This window comes from Alphaproteobacteria bacterium (genome assembly GCA_030739735.1).
In the GTDB taxonomy this organism is placed as follows: domain Bacteria; phylum Pseudomonadota; class Alphaproteobacteria; order UBA7887; family UBA7887; genus UBA7887.
Window position 1 is genome coordinate 1 of record JASLYQ010000005.1, and the last position, 13,723, is coordinate 13,723.

Below are 13,723 nucleotides of genomic sequence, written 5' to 3' on the forward strand. Positions count from 1 at the left end.
GTTTTGTCATCTCGTATTCCTCCGTTATCCGGCGGAATACACCTTAGCAACCTGTCCGATTTTCTGGGACCACCTCAAATATCATTCCCAAGATCGAGGCGAGTTTACACTCGCCTGTCATGAGAGCCCCAATCGCACGTTTTTCGTTACTTGTCCGGCACCACGCTACTCCATTATCTCCATGCTTTTCTCGTAGGTGATGAACTGTCGCCTAGCCATACTTTTCTGCACATCGTAGATCGATCCAGCATCGGTCGGGCGCGGCAGGGGAATGCGCGCGGGAACGGGCTCGAGGCGTGCCTCTAGGGACTGTTCGCCGGCGACGATGCGCGAGCGAAAGTCCTCTATATCCTCGTAGCGCAGCGGCGAGCCGAACAGCGGCCAAGCGTCCGCCGCCGTCATCTCAAAGAGCAGAAGACGGCGATCGGCCCCTGAGCGGTTGAGCGCCGAGCCGTGCACGGTCTTGACGTGGTGCAGGCTTATCGAGCCACGCGGGCCCAACATCGCCACCGCCTGCCCGACGTCGAGGTCGGAGGCCGCCATATCAATAGCGCCGCAGAAAACGTCGCCGTTGTGGTGGTCGAAGGCCGAACCTTTGTGGCTCCCGGCCAACGCCATGAGCGGGCCATTGTCCTCCGTCATAGCGTCGAGCATGACGCCAAGGGCGAGAATATCCACATTGGTGTGCGGGTAGAAGGCCCAGTCCTGGTGCCAGTCGACAGGGGCGCCGTAGACCGCGCTCTTGAAATTAAGCTTGCCGCCCTGCAAACGCACGTTCGGACCGAGCAGCTGGGTTACAATATCAACAATCAGTGGGTTCCGCGCTAGGGCATCCACCGCAGCACAATGGTGATGCGGCTGCTTGATGCGGCGCACCCGGGGCGTAGCCGGCGTATGGCTGTCCTCTAGGTCGAAGACCGTGTTGCTGGCGGCGAGTTCACGCGCGCCCTGGAGCAACCCTGAGATCTCGCACTCAATATCAGCCAACACAGCCTCGGGCACCAGGGATTCGACTACCAGAAAACCTTGATCATGATAGGCGGCAATCTCCAGCTCACTGAGTAGCCTCTGTGTCATCGTAACCTCCGGGTAAATTGGCCCCGCATCACAAAATATAAACTGTCACCGAATTTTTCAATTGACTCAGGACACCGTGGCGCGGTGCAGAGCCTCAAGAGTGGCAGCGACAAAGAGTGGGTCATTTATTGCAGCATCGACGGTGTGGAGTTGTCGACTATCGGTTTGTATAACAGTATCGTACAAGGCTTGAAAAAGCGCCGCATCGGCATCGGGGTCGTAGAATGGAGCGCCCTCGACATCGATCGCCGAGAGACCCCTGAGCGGTAGCAAAAACTCCACAGGTCCGTTGCAGGTGTTCAGTTTTTCACCAATCCAACGCCCGATACGCTCGCATTCCTCAGCATTGGTTCGCATCAGCGTCACTTGCGCGTTGTGGCGATGAAGTCGTCGCCCGCGATAGCGTTCCGGAACACTATCCATGCCGAAGAAGTTCACCATGTCTAGGGCGCCACAGGAGCCGACATAGGGCACGCCGCTGCGTGCAATAGCGCCGAGCCTATCCTCGCCGGCGCTGAGTACGCCGCCGAGTAGAAAGTCACAAACTTCGGTCGTCGTGATATCGACGACGCCCACCAAATCACCGCCATCGACTAATTGCTCCAGGCAGCGACCGCCAGTGCCAGTGGCATGAAATACCAAGCAGTCGTAATCGTGTTCCAGAGCCGCGGTGAGCGCATTCACGCAGATGGTTGTGACTCCGAACATGGTCAGGCCGAGCGCCGGCTTGCTGTCCTCGATAGTGGGCGCCGTGTGCGTCATCATGCCGGCTATGGCATGAGCAGCATTTGCCAGAACCCGTCGTGAGACCCGGTTCAGCCCGGCGAGATCAGTCACCGGATGATGCATGAAAAGATCCGATGGCCCGACATAGGCCGAAACATCGCTGGAGGCCAGGGTTGAGACCATGACTTTCGGTATCCCGACCGGCAAAGCCCGCATGGCCGGCGCGATGATACTGGTGCCACCCGAGCCACCGAGGCCGATGATGCCGCCAACATTATCACGCAAGCCTATCAAGTGCCGCAGTGCCATCGCCATGGCTGTGATGGCATCGCCGCGGTCGTCGGAAAATACGGCTAGCGATCCCTCAGGGTGATGGTGGGCGACCTCGACCGCGCTAATATCTGCGCTGGCATCGTCGCTGCGGGTCCCGACATCGACGAGCGTCGTGGCAATTCCTGCAGCTTCGATCAGGTCGCGAACGTAAACCGCTTCCGGCTTCTTAGTATCGAGTGTAGTGACAACATACGCTTGGCCCACGCCTTTGCCGATCGTATCAGTCATGATGCGCGGCCACCGCCGATTAGAGTTGGCAGTCACTGTCGAGAATGACAAAGACCTTTTCGAACGCTGTAGTGGCATGGGGCATGGCGGGTCGGCTCTCCAAGCCTCGCAATAAATATTACAGTGGCGGCAGAGTGACGCCAATTTGCTCGAAAATACCGCGCGGTGCCCCGCCCGGCACAGGATCCGGGCGAATCTCAACCATCATGTTGTCCTTGACCCCGTAGTAAAAGTAGTGCTCGGGAATGGTCACCTCGCGCCCGGTCGCGGGCACCGTGGGAAAACCCGGTAGTACGAGCGCGGCGGTGTGTGTGCCCCCCTGGCGCCATTTCACCCGCCAGACGCTAAGCTCCAGCGTTTCGGGCGGGTCGTTGTCGTAATGCCAATCAGGAAAACCGGCATAGAGCGCGGTGAGAAAGCCGAGGGTCTCCGCTTTGTCCATACTGCGTACTGGGGTCACGAACTTGACATCACTGGACAGGCTCGCCCCTATCCGCGCGATATTATGCGTGCGCAAGCCTTCCATATACTCGGTCAAGGCGCTTGGTATATCAGTCATAGTGGGCGCTCGTCAGCGTGGGGATTCTCTTTCTAGAGCATTTCTCGTCGGCTATAGCGAATAAACGTGGCAAAACCCTGAACGTCAGTCCTCTCTTTCTGCACTCCGGAGACGGAAGCGCAGCCGCTTCCATCCACCACCGTAACTGCTTTTAGCGGCCTTGTTCGCGAATATCGGCTATTTCAGTGACAACCGCTCGGACGCTGGGTTACCCGGTTATACACGGCCTATTGGTCGGTATCGCGATAGAAGTTGCGCCTTGTTCCCTTGCTATATACCTCGCAGTTGCGCTGTGTGGATTGCTGGGGAATCATCGAAATCGCCTAGAAAGTCAGTGCCTTCTGTCGTGCCTGCCGACCCCTCGTGCAAGCGTGTTGAAAGAGCCCGCCACCAAGTTTTGAATAGTGTTCCTATCAATATAAATATAATCGATAGCTCCAACTTGCAGGCTTCAATCGAGAAACTGCGCAACATCCAGGACGATTTTAAAAAAGACCGCCCGACGAAGGCTGAGAGTCATGGCATGAGGTGCCGTTACTTCGCAAAACGGCCGATATTGCCAAAGAGCTGTTGCAGGACCGATAGCTCTTTGCCCGCCGTGGGCGTCTCGCGCGTCACGGGATCGACGATCAGGCCATCTTCGATGGTATAGCGGTTGATCTCGCTCACCACATCCGCTTCGTCGAAACGCACCACCAGCACTTGCTGATCTATGATTTCGGGCTTGAAGAAGGCAAATGTGCGACTTCGCTGGGTGATGTAGTACCAGATGTCATCGTCAAAGGTCGCCATGCTCGAGGGTGAGCCCAGTACCTCCGCCACCTCAAACTTGTCTTGCTCGCCGGTTTGTATCTGCGACACCAACTCCGAGTTCGGCATGAAGCCGTGCGTGTCTAGGCGCGGTTCGCAAGCAATTAGCGCCAGGGCAAGCAACGGTAACAGGCGGAGAGGGGTGCGGAGTTTGTGCATCGTGGCGTTCATGCTATGGCCTCATCGAGCGGCGCGACTGTCTCACCGCGCCGCCGACAAAGTCAACATTTCCGGGTGGACAGCACGACAATGACGGGACTGCTGGGCAGGCTGGCCGCGCGTTGGCGGCACGATCGAGCGCTATCGCGCAAGGTGGACGCACTTTACGGCGCGCTCGTGGCCCAGTCGCGCCGGCCGGAATTCTATGCCAAACTTGGGGTGCCGGATAGCGTCGATGGCCGATTCGATATGATTATGCTGCATTTGAGCCTGCTGCTGCGGCGTCTGCATGGCGAGGACGAGGCCCTTGCGCAGGCGCTGTTGGATATCACGTTTGATGACATGGATCGTAATTTACGCGAGATGGGGGCCGGAGACCTCGGGGTCGGACGCCGGATAAAGATCATGGCACGCGCGTATTTCGGGCGGTTCAGGGCCTATGACACCGCCCTTGAGATGGGCGATGGCGAGGCTTTGGCAGAGGCGTTGGCACGCAACGTGAAACCTGCGGACGGTTTAGCCGCCGCCAGGCACATTGCCGACTACGTGGTGCGGGCCGAGGCATCGCTGGCAGGGCAGACCGTGGCGGCGCTGGCCAGCAGTAAGATCTGTTTTCCGAAGGCACTGACGTCGTGACCGAGCTTTCCAGACCACTCGCCGTTACCGATATCGGCAACGAGCCGATGCTGTTTGAGGTCGTCGCCGATGCCGATGAGCTGACAACTTTGGCTAGGCGTTTCGATTTGTGCACTTTGGAGTCATTGACAGGCCGCCTCGCCGTGAGGCGGACTACGGCACGCGATGGTTCGGGCGACGTAGTCCGGGTTTGCATCGACCTCGACGCCGCCGTAGTTCAGCGCTGTATCGCGACGCTAGAGCCAGTTGCAACGACGCTGAGCGAAACAGGGATGGAGGTCGAGTTCGCGCTCAATGCGGATAGCGGAGAAATAGCGCGTGAGATCGCATTTACGCCTGATGATACCGATCCGCCTGAGCTTTTGACCGGTGACAGCATCGATATCGGCGAACTGCTCGCCCAACACTTGGCGCTTGCTATCAATCCCTATCCGCGCAGCCCAGGCGCCACTCTCGATTTGCAGCAAGATGAAGAAACTGTGACGTCGGAATCACCGTTTTCCGCCCTAGCCCAATTACGCGATGCTAAGGATTGAGGGTACTCCCGCTCCGCATTCATCTTTTAGCAAGTCTTGGGAACGTGGAGTCGGTTTGACCGGCCTCAACCACGCCACATCACCGCTAAGGTCGGCCTGCGATAGGCCAAGGAGCCTTTTCGAATGCGTTGCACATGCTGGGCCGATGGCCACATCGCTCGGCCCGCCGCTCCTATCCCAAAAACCTGCTGGCCCCATCAAACAGGTTCCAATTCACCAAGACATGCTTTAGTAAGCTGCGCTTTGCAGGATTGTTAGAAGCTATAGCCGATGGCCGTACCGAGAAAAAAGGTTACCCGCTCCAAGCGCGACATGCGCCGAGCCCATGATTCCCTCACCAGGACCCAGTCTGGCGAGTGCCCTAATTGCGGCGAACTCAAGCTGCCGCACCATGTTTGCAAGGCGTGCGGGCATTACGGGGAGCGCGAATTGGTAGAGCCCACCGATCCGGTGTAGGCTTTGGCTCTGATTACCGGATTGGCTTAACCCAACAGCGATCGGAGCCGGTGCCATGGCGGCGGCAAGGATCACGATAGCAGTCGACGCGATGGGGGGCGACGAGGCGCCCCGCATGGTGGTTCGTGGCGTGCGCTTGGCGGCCACGCGGCGGCCGAACGTCGACTTCATCCTATTTGGCGACGAGCCGGCCCTGCGGCCACTTGCCAAGCGGTACCGCCGCGTGCTCGGAGAGCGTATCCGCATTGTGCATACCGACGATGTCGTTGGCGCCGAGGACAAACCGTCCGTTGCCTTGCGGCGCGGACGCAGGTCGAGCATGCGCCTGGCTATCGATGCCGTCGGTGCGGGAGAAGCCGATGCCTTGATATCGGCTGGCAATACCGGCGCCCTAATGGCCATGGCGCGGCTATCACTGCGTATGCTGCCCGAGATTGACCGGCCAGCCATTGCCGGAGTCTTTCCTACCCGACGTGGCGAGAGCGTGTTCCTCGATCTCGGCGCAAATATCGAATGCGATGCTGATAACCTGGTCGATTTCGCCGTGATGGGGGCTGTCTTCGCGCATACCGTGCTTGGCCGGGTCGATCCTACTATCGGTTTGCTCAACGTCGGCTACGAAGAACTCAAGGGCCATGATGAACTGCGTGAGGCTGCGGCCCGACTACGCGAGGCGGAGAAACCTCCCTACGTCTACCACGGCTTCGTTGAGGGCGACGATCTTGCCAAGGGCACGACAGATGTCATCGTCACAGACGGTTTCACCGGAAATGTTGCACTCAAGACCGCCGAGGGCGTGAGCCAGCTTTATGGCGACTTCCTCAAGCGGGCTCTGCGCAATTCCTGGCGCGGCCGGCTGGGTTACCTGCTGGCGCGCAGTGCCTTTCATACCCTGCGCGAGAAGGTAGACCCGCGACGCCACAATGGCGCCATGTTCCTCGGCGTCAATGGCACCGTGGTGAAGAGCCATGGCGGCACCGATTCTCTTGGATTCGCCACCGCCATTGAGGTTGCCATCGATATGGTCGCCGGTGACGTCAACGTTCGTATGATGGAGCAGCTGGGCCGCCTGCACGGCAAGCAACAGGTCGATAAGGCTGCTGCTGCATCCTGACGGCGGATTACCGAAAAGCCCGGGCTTCTGCCACTTTTAGCCGCTATTTTTACTTGAGTGATCTTTCGCATCCCATTGATATTGACGGTTTTTCCAGCTTGCGTTAAACTTATACTTCAACTGGGAGGGAAATTGAGATGGCGACCATAACACGGGCCCATCTTAGCGAGGCGGTTTATGAGGAAGTCGGCTTGTCACGCGACGAGTCGGCTAAACTTGTCGCCACCGTGCTAGATAAAATGGCTGAGTGCCTAGCGGGAGGGGATCCGGTGAAGATCTCAACGTTCGGCAGTTTCATGGTGCGCGAGAAGGCGCAACGGGTGGGTCGCAATCCGAAAACAGGTCAGGAAGTGCCTATCTCGCCACGCCGTGTGATCATTTTTCGCCCGTCGCACCTACTCAAACACCATATCAACGATGACCAACATGGCGGGACAATACATGAGCGCTGACAGTGCCGGCGTGGCCACCGAAAACGCGCGCGCAGGCCGCACCCGGAAGTCGGCCAAGGCCTTTCGCACCATTAGCGAGGTCAGCGACATTCTCGACGTGCCGCAGCATGTGCTGCGCTTCTGGGAAACCAAATTCTCGCAAATCCGGCCGATGAAACGGGGAGGCGGGCGACGCTATTACCGGCCCGAGGACATCATCCTGCTGCGGGGCGTGCACGAATTGCTTTACGACGACGGCTACACCATCAAGGGAGTCCAGAAGCTATTGCGCGAAGGCGGCGTCAAGATATTACAGGAACGCGCCGACGGCACGGCGGAGCAGTTCGCGCAGTTTGAATTCCAGGACGATGCGCCGACACCAGCGCCGGCCGTTGAGGACGACAGCCTAGAAGCCGTGCTTGGCGAACTCGAGGACATCTGCCGTCGCCTGCGTAAGGCTCTATGATGCAAACTTGGCACGCAGCTTGCGCGCGTCATCCGGTATCAGTATGTTTGTTCAGCTGACCGGTCGGAGCGTGGCGCAGCCTGGTTAGCGCACTTGTCTGGGGGACAAGGGGTCGGTGGTTCAAATCCACTCGCTCCGACCAATCAGTTTACAATGTATGTTAAGAAGTGTCTGTTGTTCTTGGACAAGGACAGTCTTGGTTATAGGTGACTTATTGGTAGCGATGATACCCATAAGCACCCCGGAATCGGCATCCTCTATTTAGGTGCGGCCAAGCTGATCGCTGTTGCCATACTCCCACCTTCTTTTCTAACATCCCAATTGATGTCGCGTTGCTGGATCGCGTGGCCGACCTCGTGCGCCGCCACCGCTACCACCGAGCAGCCCTCATGGGCGTTGGGTGCAAGGCGCACGGCGCGCGCGTCCGGGTCATAGTGGTGACCCTCTGCCACCGCCTCAACCGCTACCGTTTCGAGACCGAAACGGTCTAGCAAATGCCGCGTCAGCTCAGCCCCAGTGCGTAGAATATCACTGCGCTGCGCCGCGTACAGCGCCAGCGTAGCCCTGACCCAAAGGCTTGGACCCAGCACGATGGCAAGAATCAGCAACAGACCGAGAAGCGCAAGCAGTGGCATGGCGGTGCCCGTGTCGGACGAAAAGCGAGCCTTATGTCTGAATTTTTGATGCCTACCCAGCCTCCATACCGATAGCGTGGCGGTAAAGGTCAAGTAGTGCTTCCTGCTCTTGCCGATCAGCAGTGTCGAGCTTGCGGAGACGCACGACCTGGCGCATGACCTTGATGTCAAAGCCTGCAGCCTTGGCCTCCGCGTATACCTCGCGAATGTCGTCTGCGGTCGCCTTGCGTTCTTCCTCCAGGTGTTCGACACGTTCGATAAGTGAGCGCAGCTGTTCGCCGGCGATGCCGCCTTGATTGGCCATATCGAGTTTCCTTCCTTCGCATATACGCGGTTGCTTTCGGGGAGGGAGGCGCGCGATCATAGGGGCTCGCAGGGTTACCTGCGAGGCTCTTATCACTGCATGGGGGATGCTGGATGCGCCGGTTAGCGATGATCCTGGCTCTGGCCTTTTTGCTCCCAGTTGACGGTGACAGTCGGGCCCAACCCGAAGGGCAATGGATTGCCGGAAAGCTTCTAGTAGCGGCGCCATCCATGCCCGATCCTCGCTTTCGGCAGACCGTTATCTTTGTCTGCGAGCATGACCAGCATGGGGCTTTCGGTCTGATCCTGAACAGGCCCCTAGGCGAATTACCGGGGCGCAAGGTGGCAGATCAGTTCGCTTTGGGTGTCGAAGGTAGCGATACGCCGATTGCCTTGCATTGGGGCGGCCCAATCGAGCCCAGGCGCGGCTTCGTTCTTCATTCGGACGACTATGTTAACGACGACACAGGCAGGGTGAAGCCGGGTTTCGCCTACAGCGTTGATCTCGAGTTACTCAGGGCGCTGGTCACGGATCAGGGTCCGGAGAGCGCGATACTCGTTCTCGGGTATGCTGGTTGGAGCCCGCGCCAGCTTTTCAGCGAACTGGCCCGCGATGACTGGCTAGTGCTGCCAGCGGAATCGGATTTTGTTTTCCATGGTGAGCGCGACAGCATGTGGCAGACCGCGATCGACAGCTTCGGCGTGGAACTTTAGTTCGACTTCGGCACGTCAAAACCGTGCACCTCGGCTAAGCTTTTGCCAGCCTCAATGTCTGCAATCCAGCTTGCTTCAGCGTCGCGTTTAGCGATGGCCTTGGTGACGACCTCGTCGACTTGAGCCAAGGGGATCACGACGATGCCATCGTCGTCGCCTACGATGACGTCGCCAGGATAGACTAACGGGCCGCCGAGATTGACCGGACCATCGATGGCGCCCCGCGGATCGGCACCGGCGCCATGTGGCGTGGCGCCGCGGCAAAAGATAGGAAAGGGCATGGCGCGCAATTCGCCGATATCGCGCACCAGACCGTCAATGACCAGGCCGGCCAGTCGCTGACGCACGGCGTCGCGGGCCATGATACCCCCGAGGCTGGCGAAGCTATCGCCACCCCCACCGATGACCAGCACCTCGCCGGGTCTGGCTAAAGTTATGGTGCCGATCGCAGGCAAAACCGATCCTGGACAAAATGCGGTGCGGGCCTGCCCCACCAGACGCTCCCTTGAGGACAACGGCGTGAACGCGGCGGCTGCCGTCGCCTTGCCGCCGAGCGCGTCGGATAGGAGGGTGGTATCCAAGCCTGCCAGCGCGGCACGGGCGGTTGGGGACAGAGGTGGGAAGTCGATGGCATGGCGGACGATGGTCATGTTTGCTCCTTCGGATCTAGTTTCACTCGCTACCTACCACTGCTGATATCAATCTGGTATCCCGAAGGTGCGAAGCGGCGAGAAGGGCGGCGGGATGAGTAAAGCGGATCAGGATGCAGGGCTAATACCGGTGCGCAATGCGCATAGATTCAACGAGGACGCGTTAGCCTCCTATCTGCGTGGCGCGCTAGACGGCGCTACCAAACCGCTTACCGTGAGCCAGTTTCACGGTGGCCAGTCCAATCCGACTTTCGTGTTAAGCTTCGGAAACGACGACTATGTATTGCGTAAAAAGCCGCCGGGCAAACTGCTGCCATCTGCCCATGCCGTGGAGCGTGAATACCGAGTGCAGAAGGCACTCGCCGATACCGGCCTGCCACTTCCCGAGATGTATCTGTTGTGCGAGGAAGACGCCGTAATCGGCACGCCGTTCTATATCATGGAGCGCAAACGCGGGCGCGTCTATCACACGGTCATGCCCGAAGATATGACGCCAGCAGAGCGTCGTGCCGTATACAATGACATGAGCCGCTGCCTTGCCATTTTGCATTCGGTCGATCCGAATACGGTAGGGCTGTCGGATTTTGGCAAGCCCGGTAGCTATTTTGTGCGCCAGTTTAGCCGCTGGACTAAGCAATACCGGGCTTCGTCGCAGCGCGATATCCCCGCTATGGATAGACTCATTAATTGGCTGCCGGAGCACCTCCCCGAGGATGACGAAAGCGGTGTCGTGCACGGGGACTATCGTTTTGGCAACCTGATGATCCACGCCGAAAGGGCGGAAGTCATCGCCGTATTCGATTGGGAGCTTTCGACCCTTGGCCACCCGCTAGCGGATTTTGGTTACAACCTCCAACCCTATTACAGTCCCCATGAAGGACATCAGGGGTTGGAGGGCGCTGACTTGGCGAAACTCGGCATTCCCGATCGCGATGCTTATGTCGAAGCCTATTGCCACCACACCGGATGCGAAGTCTTCGATCCCACTTTTTATGTGGCGTTCTCGCTATTCCGTAGCGCCGCGATTGTGGACGGCGTTTATACCCGCGGCCTGGCCGGCAATGCCAGCAGCGCCGATGCGGTTCAATACGGCGCGCTTACAGAACTCTACGCCGAGCGAGCATGGGCCTTAATCGAAGAGTAGACCGTAGACGACCCGCGGTCTCTTTTCCTGGGTCTACGACTGGTTCACAGAAGGCTTCAACAGCGTCGACCGTAAAGAACCGAGACACTGTCCCACTCGCTCGGCTAGGACCCTTTCTCAGTCCGGCAATTTCCTGTAAGCAATCCCGGCTCAGGCCCAGGGAGGAAGCGTCATGCCATCCGTTCGCAATTTGACCACCGATACGCCATGGCAGGAGATCCGCACGACGAAGGCGGACTGGCACAAGGCCGATGCAAAGATGCTCGGGCACATGTTGCACCACCTGCACCTGGTGCGCGCCTTTGAGGAGACGGTGCTGGAACTAGTCGGCGAGAACCTGGTGCACGGACCGGCGCATTCGTCGATCGGGCAGGAGGGGTCGGCCGTGGGCTGTCTCTCGGCGCTACGCTCGTCCGATCAGATCAATGGCACTCACCGCGCACACCACCACTTTCTCGCCAAGGCGCTGCCACATGTGCTGCCCGATAGCTTCGATCCCCTACGCGACAATATGCCAACGCCCATGCAGGACGTCATACAGCGTACGCTGGCCGAGATCATGGGGCTGGAGCAGGGCTATTGCCACGGCCGCGGCGGCTCGATGCATCTACGCTGGAAGGAAGCGGGCGTGGTCGGCACCAACGCCATCGTCGGTGGCGGCGTACCCATCGCCACTGGCGTCGCCTATTCGCGCAAGATGGCGGGCGAGGGCGATGTTGTCGTCAGCTTCTTCGGCGACGGAGCACTGCACCAGGGGGCCGTCGCCGAATCCTTCAATCTCGCAGCGCTCTGGGATTTGCCGATCCTGTTCTTCATCGATAACAATCAGATCGCCGTCTCCACCAATCCCGAGCAGGCTACACGGGAGACGCGGCTGTCCTCGCGCGGACTCGCCTACGGCATTCCCTCTTACACTTGCGACGGCATGAACCCGCTGGCAGTGCGTCTCGCCACCGACAAGGCCCTGAAAGAGTTGCGGGCGGGCAGGGGGCCGATTATCCTCGAAGCTCACTCCTACCGCTATTTCCACCAGAACGGGCCGCTCCCTGGCAGCGCCTTCGGGTATCGGAGCAAGGAAGACGAGGCCGCCTGGCGCGCCCGCGACCCGCTCAATCGCATAGCTAAAGAGATGATCGCCCTCGGCCATCTTGACAAAAAGCAAGTCGCGGCGGTGCGTGCCAAGGCCCAGGAGTCCATGGAGCGCGCTGCCGCAGCATTAACCGAGCCAGACGGGAACCAGCGGAGCGTTCGCCCTGCGCTCTGGCCCAACCCCAAGTTCGTCGATCACGGTGTGCGCGGCAACCTTTCCGAGTTGGATGGCAAGCGCTACGAAGAGATCGAAACCTTTGCGGGCGAGCTCGAAGAACGGAAGTTCATCGATCTCGTGGCCGGCGTCATGGGTCGGCGCATGGAAGAGGACGAGCGCATCTTCGTGCTTGGTGAGGACGTCAGCCGCCTGCGCGGCGGCACTAACGGTGCCACCCGTGGCCTACCGGAGCGATTCCCTGATCGCGTCGTCAGTACGCCGATTACGGAGAACGGCTTTTGCGGTGTTGCCGGCGGTGTCGCCGCCGATGGCAAGTTCCGTCCCGTCATTGAGCTGATGTACGCCGATTTCTGTTACGTCGCCGCTGACCAACTCTTCAACCAGATCGGCAAGATGCGCCACATGTTCGGCGGCGATATGCCGGTACCGGTAGTTGCTCGCGGCAAGGTCGCAGCGAAATCGGGCTACGGCTCGCAGCACTCCATGGACCCGGCTGGGCTCTACGCCCAGTTCCCCGGCTGGCGCATCGTCGCGCCATCGACGCCCTTCGATTATGTCGGGTTGATGAACAGTGCGCTGACCTGCGAGGACCCAGTGCTAGTGATCGAGCATCTCGACCTCTACACCGCCAAGGGTCTGGCTCCGAAAGATGACCTCGACTATTACATCCCGCTCGGCAAAGCCAAGGTGATGCGCGACGGCAATGACTTCACCGTGCTCGCTGCGCTCGCCATGGTACAGCCCTGTATCGACATTGCGGTCGAGATGGGGGTCTCAGCCGAGATCATCGACCTGCGCAGCCTGGACCGCGCCGGCATCGACTGGGAGACCATCGGCGCCAGCCTCGCCAAGACCGGCGCCGTGATCATCGTCGAGCAGGGCGCCCAAGGCACCTCGTACGGGGGGGGTATAGCCGACGAACTGCAGCGCCGCTTCTTCGACCTGCTCGACCAGCCAGTTAAACGCGTCACGGGCGGCGAGGCAGCCCCCACCATCTCCAAGGTGCTGGATCTTGCGGCGAATGCCAGCGACGACGACGTGCGTCGTGGCTACGCCGACGTGATGCGGGACGCTGGCCTGGGGCAAGTAGCGGAGTAGGGCCGGCCCGGCGCAGGCGGACTGCATCATTGTCGGCGCCGGCTCGGCCGGCGCGGCCCTGGCCCATTAATCTCTCTGAAGACCCTAGCGCCATCGTCTTGCTCTTCGAGTCAGGTAAGCCTGACCACCCCTCAGTGCTCCGGTAAGCCCAACTTGTCCATGACCAGATCTATGCAATGATAACGACACGAAAGGTTTAGAAATTTTCCTCGAAAGCCCTTCATGACCGACAAGAACGGTGTCGTGCGCCAGGTCTTCCTCGAGCCTGAGATCAGGCGGAAGATTTTCGATAAGTTGGCCTGTAACGAGCAAATCCTGAAGGCTACGCACGCCGTCGGCATCTAAGCGGATAGGTGCTATACAGAGCCTTACCTGACACCC

At 59.4% G+C, this 13,723-nt stretch carries 17 protein-coding genes and 1 tRNA gene; 11 read left to right on the top strand and 7 right to left on the bottom strand.

Going from position 1 to position 13,723, the window contains the following annotated elements:
- Positions 1-165 precede the first annotated feature (165 nt).
- The 4 genes from QF629_03960 to bamE form a co-directional block, all read right to left on the bottom strand.
- Positions 166-1,077: a phytanoyl-CoA dioxygenase family protein gene (locus QF629_03960; protein MDP6012690.1), complete on the bottom strand. Its 912-nt coding sequence runs from the start codon at positions 1,075-1,077 to the stop codon at positions 166-168.
- A gap of 66 nt (positions 1,078-1,143) precedes the next feature.
- On the bottom strand, positions 1,144-2,364 hold the full coding sequence (locus QF629_03965) for a Tm-1-like ATP-binding domain-containing protein (protein MDP6012691.1): 1,221 nt from the start codon (positions 2,362-2,364) through the stop codon (positions 1,144-1,146).
- A gap of 118 nt (positions 2,365-2,482) precedes the next feature.
- Positions 2,483-2,923, bottom strand: coding sequence for a nuclear transport factor 2 family protein (locus QF629_03970; protein ID MDP6012692.1), 441 nt, complete (start codon positions 2,921-2,923; stop codon positions 2,483-2,485).
- A gap of 534 nt (positions 2,924-3,457) precedes the next feature.
- Positions 3,458-3,904 carry an outer membrane protein assembly factor BamE gene (gene bamE / locus QF629_03975; GenBank protein ID MDP6012693.1) on the bottom strand — a complete coding sequence of 149 codons (447 nt, stop codon included), beginning with the start codon at positions 3,902-3,904 and terminating at the stop codon, positions 3,458-3,460.
- 78 nt (positions 3,905-3,982) lie between these two features.
- On the opposite strand from bamE, the gene QF629_03980 reads away from it, so the two are divergent.
- From QF629_03980 to QF629_04010, 7 genes are all read left to right on the top strand, one after another.
- Positions 3,983-4,528 (top strand): ubiquinol-cytochrome C chaperone family protein, encoded by a 546-nt coding sequence (locus QF629_03980; GenBank protein ID MDP6012694.1) that lies wholly within the window; start codon positions 3,983-3,985, stop codon positions 4,526-4,528.
- Positions 4,525-5,064 (top strand): DUF177 domain-containing protein, encoded by a 540-nt coding sequence (locus QF629_03985; protein ID MDP6012695.1) that lies wholly within the window; start codon positions 4,525-4,527, stop codon positions 5,062-5,064. The genes QF629_03980 and QF629_03985 overlap by 4 nt, the downstream gene beginning before the upstream one ends.
- Positions 5,065-5,334: 270 nt before the next feature.
- Positions 5,335-5,520: a 50S ribosomal protein L32 gene (rpmF, locus tag QF629_03990; GenBank protein ID MDP6012696.1), complete on the top strand. Its 186-nt coding sequence runs from the start codon at positions 5,335-5,337 to the stop codon at positions 5,518-5,520.
- 55 nt (positions 5,521-5,575) lie between these two features.
- Positions 5,576-6,634, top strand: a complete 1,059-nt coding sequence (gene plsX, locus QF629_03995) for a phosphate acyltransferase PlsX (GenBank protein MDP6012697.1) — start codon at positions 5,576-5,578, stop codon at positions 6,632-6,634.
- Positions 6,635-6,765: 131 nt separating this feature from the next.
- A complete protein-coding gene (locus tag QF629_04000) occupies positions 6,766-7,086 on the top strand; it encodes an integration host factor subunit alpha (GenBank protein ID MDP6012698.1) in 321 nt (106 codons plus the stop codon).
- The gene (locus tag QF629_04005; GenBank protein MDP6012699.1) at positions 7,076-7,531 is read left to right on the top strand and encodes a MerR family transcriptional regulator; all 456 of its coding nucleotides are present in this window, start codon (positions 7,076-7,078) and stop codon (positions 7,529-7,531) included. The genes QF629_04000 and QF629_04005 overlap by 11 nt, the downstream gene beginning before the upstream one ends.
- A gap of 64 nt (positions 7,532-7,595) precedes the next feature.
- Positions 7,596-7,673, top strand: a tRNA-Pro gene (locus tag QF629_04010).
- Between the two features lie 115 nt (positions 7,674-7,788).
- On the opposite strand, the gene QF629_04015 is transcribed toward QF629_04010, so the two are convergent.
- A complete protein-coding gene (locus tag QF629_04015) occupies positions 7,789-8,166 on the bottom strand; it encodes a zinc metallopeptidase (protein ID MDP6012700.1) in 378 nt (125 codons plus the stop codon).
- 52 nt (positions 8,167-8,218) lie between these two features.
- On the bottom strand, positions 8,219-8,470 hold the full coding sequence (locus QF629_04020) for a DUF2312 domain-containing protein (GenBank protein MDP6012701.1): 252 nt from the start codon (positions 8,468-8,470) through the stop codon (positions 8,219-8,221).
- 113 nt (positions 8,471-8,583) lie between these two features.
- Between QF629_04020 and QF629_04025 the strand changes: the two genes are divergently transcribed.
- Positions 8,584-9,183: a YqgE/AlgH family protein gene (locus QF629_04025; GenBank protein ID MDP6012702.1), complete on the top strand. Its 600-nt coding sequence runs from the start codon at positions 8,584-8,586 to the stop codon at positions 9,181-9,183.
- Here QF629_04025 and QF629_04030 read toward each other — a convergent pair.
- Positions 9,180-9,833 (bottom strand): RraA family protein, encoded by a 654-nt coding sequence (locus tag QF629_04030; GenBank protein ID MDP6012703.1) that lies wholly within the window; start codon positions 9,831-9,833, stop codon positions 9,180-9,182. The two genes, QF629_04025 and QF629_04030, sit on opposite strands and share 4 nt — an antisense overlap.
- A gap of 94 nt (positions 9,834-9,927) precedes the next feature.
- Here QF629_04030 and QF629_04035 point away from each other — a divergent pair, with 94 nt between their 5' ends.
- The 3 genes from QF629_04035 (at position 9,928) to QF629_04045 (ending at position 13,687) form a co-directional block, all read left to right on the top strand.
- Entirely contained in the window at positions 9,928-10,977 is a 1,050-nt protein-coding gene (locus QF629_04035) for a phosphotransferase family protein (protein ID MDP6012704.1), read from the top strand.
- 172 nt (positions 10,978-11,149) lie between these two features.
- The gene (locus tag QF629_04040) at positions 11,150-13,342 is read left to right on the top strand and encodes a thiamine pyrophosphate-dependent enzyme (protein ID MDP6012705.1); all 2,193 of its coding nucleotides are present in this window, start codon (positions 11,150-11,152) and stop codon (positions 13,340-13,342) included.
- A 222-nt stretch (positions 13,343-13,564) separates the two neighbouring features.
- Positions 13,565-13,687 carry a hypothetical protein gene (locus QF629_04045; protein ID MDP6012706.1) on the top strand — a complete coding sequence of 41 codons (123 nt, stop codon included), beginning with the start codon at positions 13,565-13,567 and terminating at the stop codon, positions 13,685-13,687.
- The last annotated feature ends 36 nt before the right edge of the window (positions 13,688-13,723 follow it).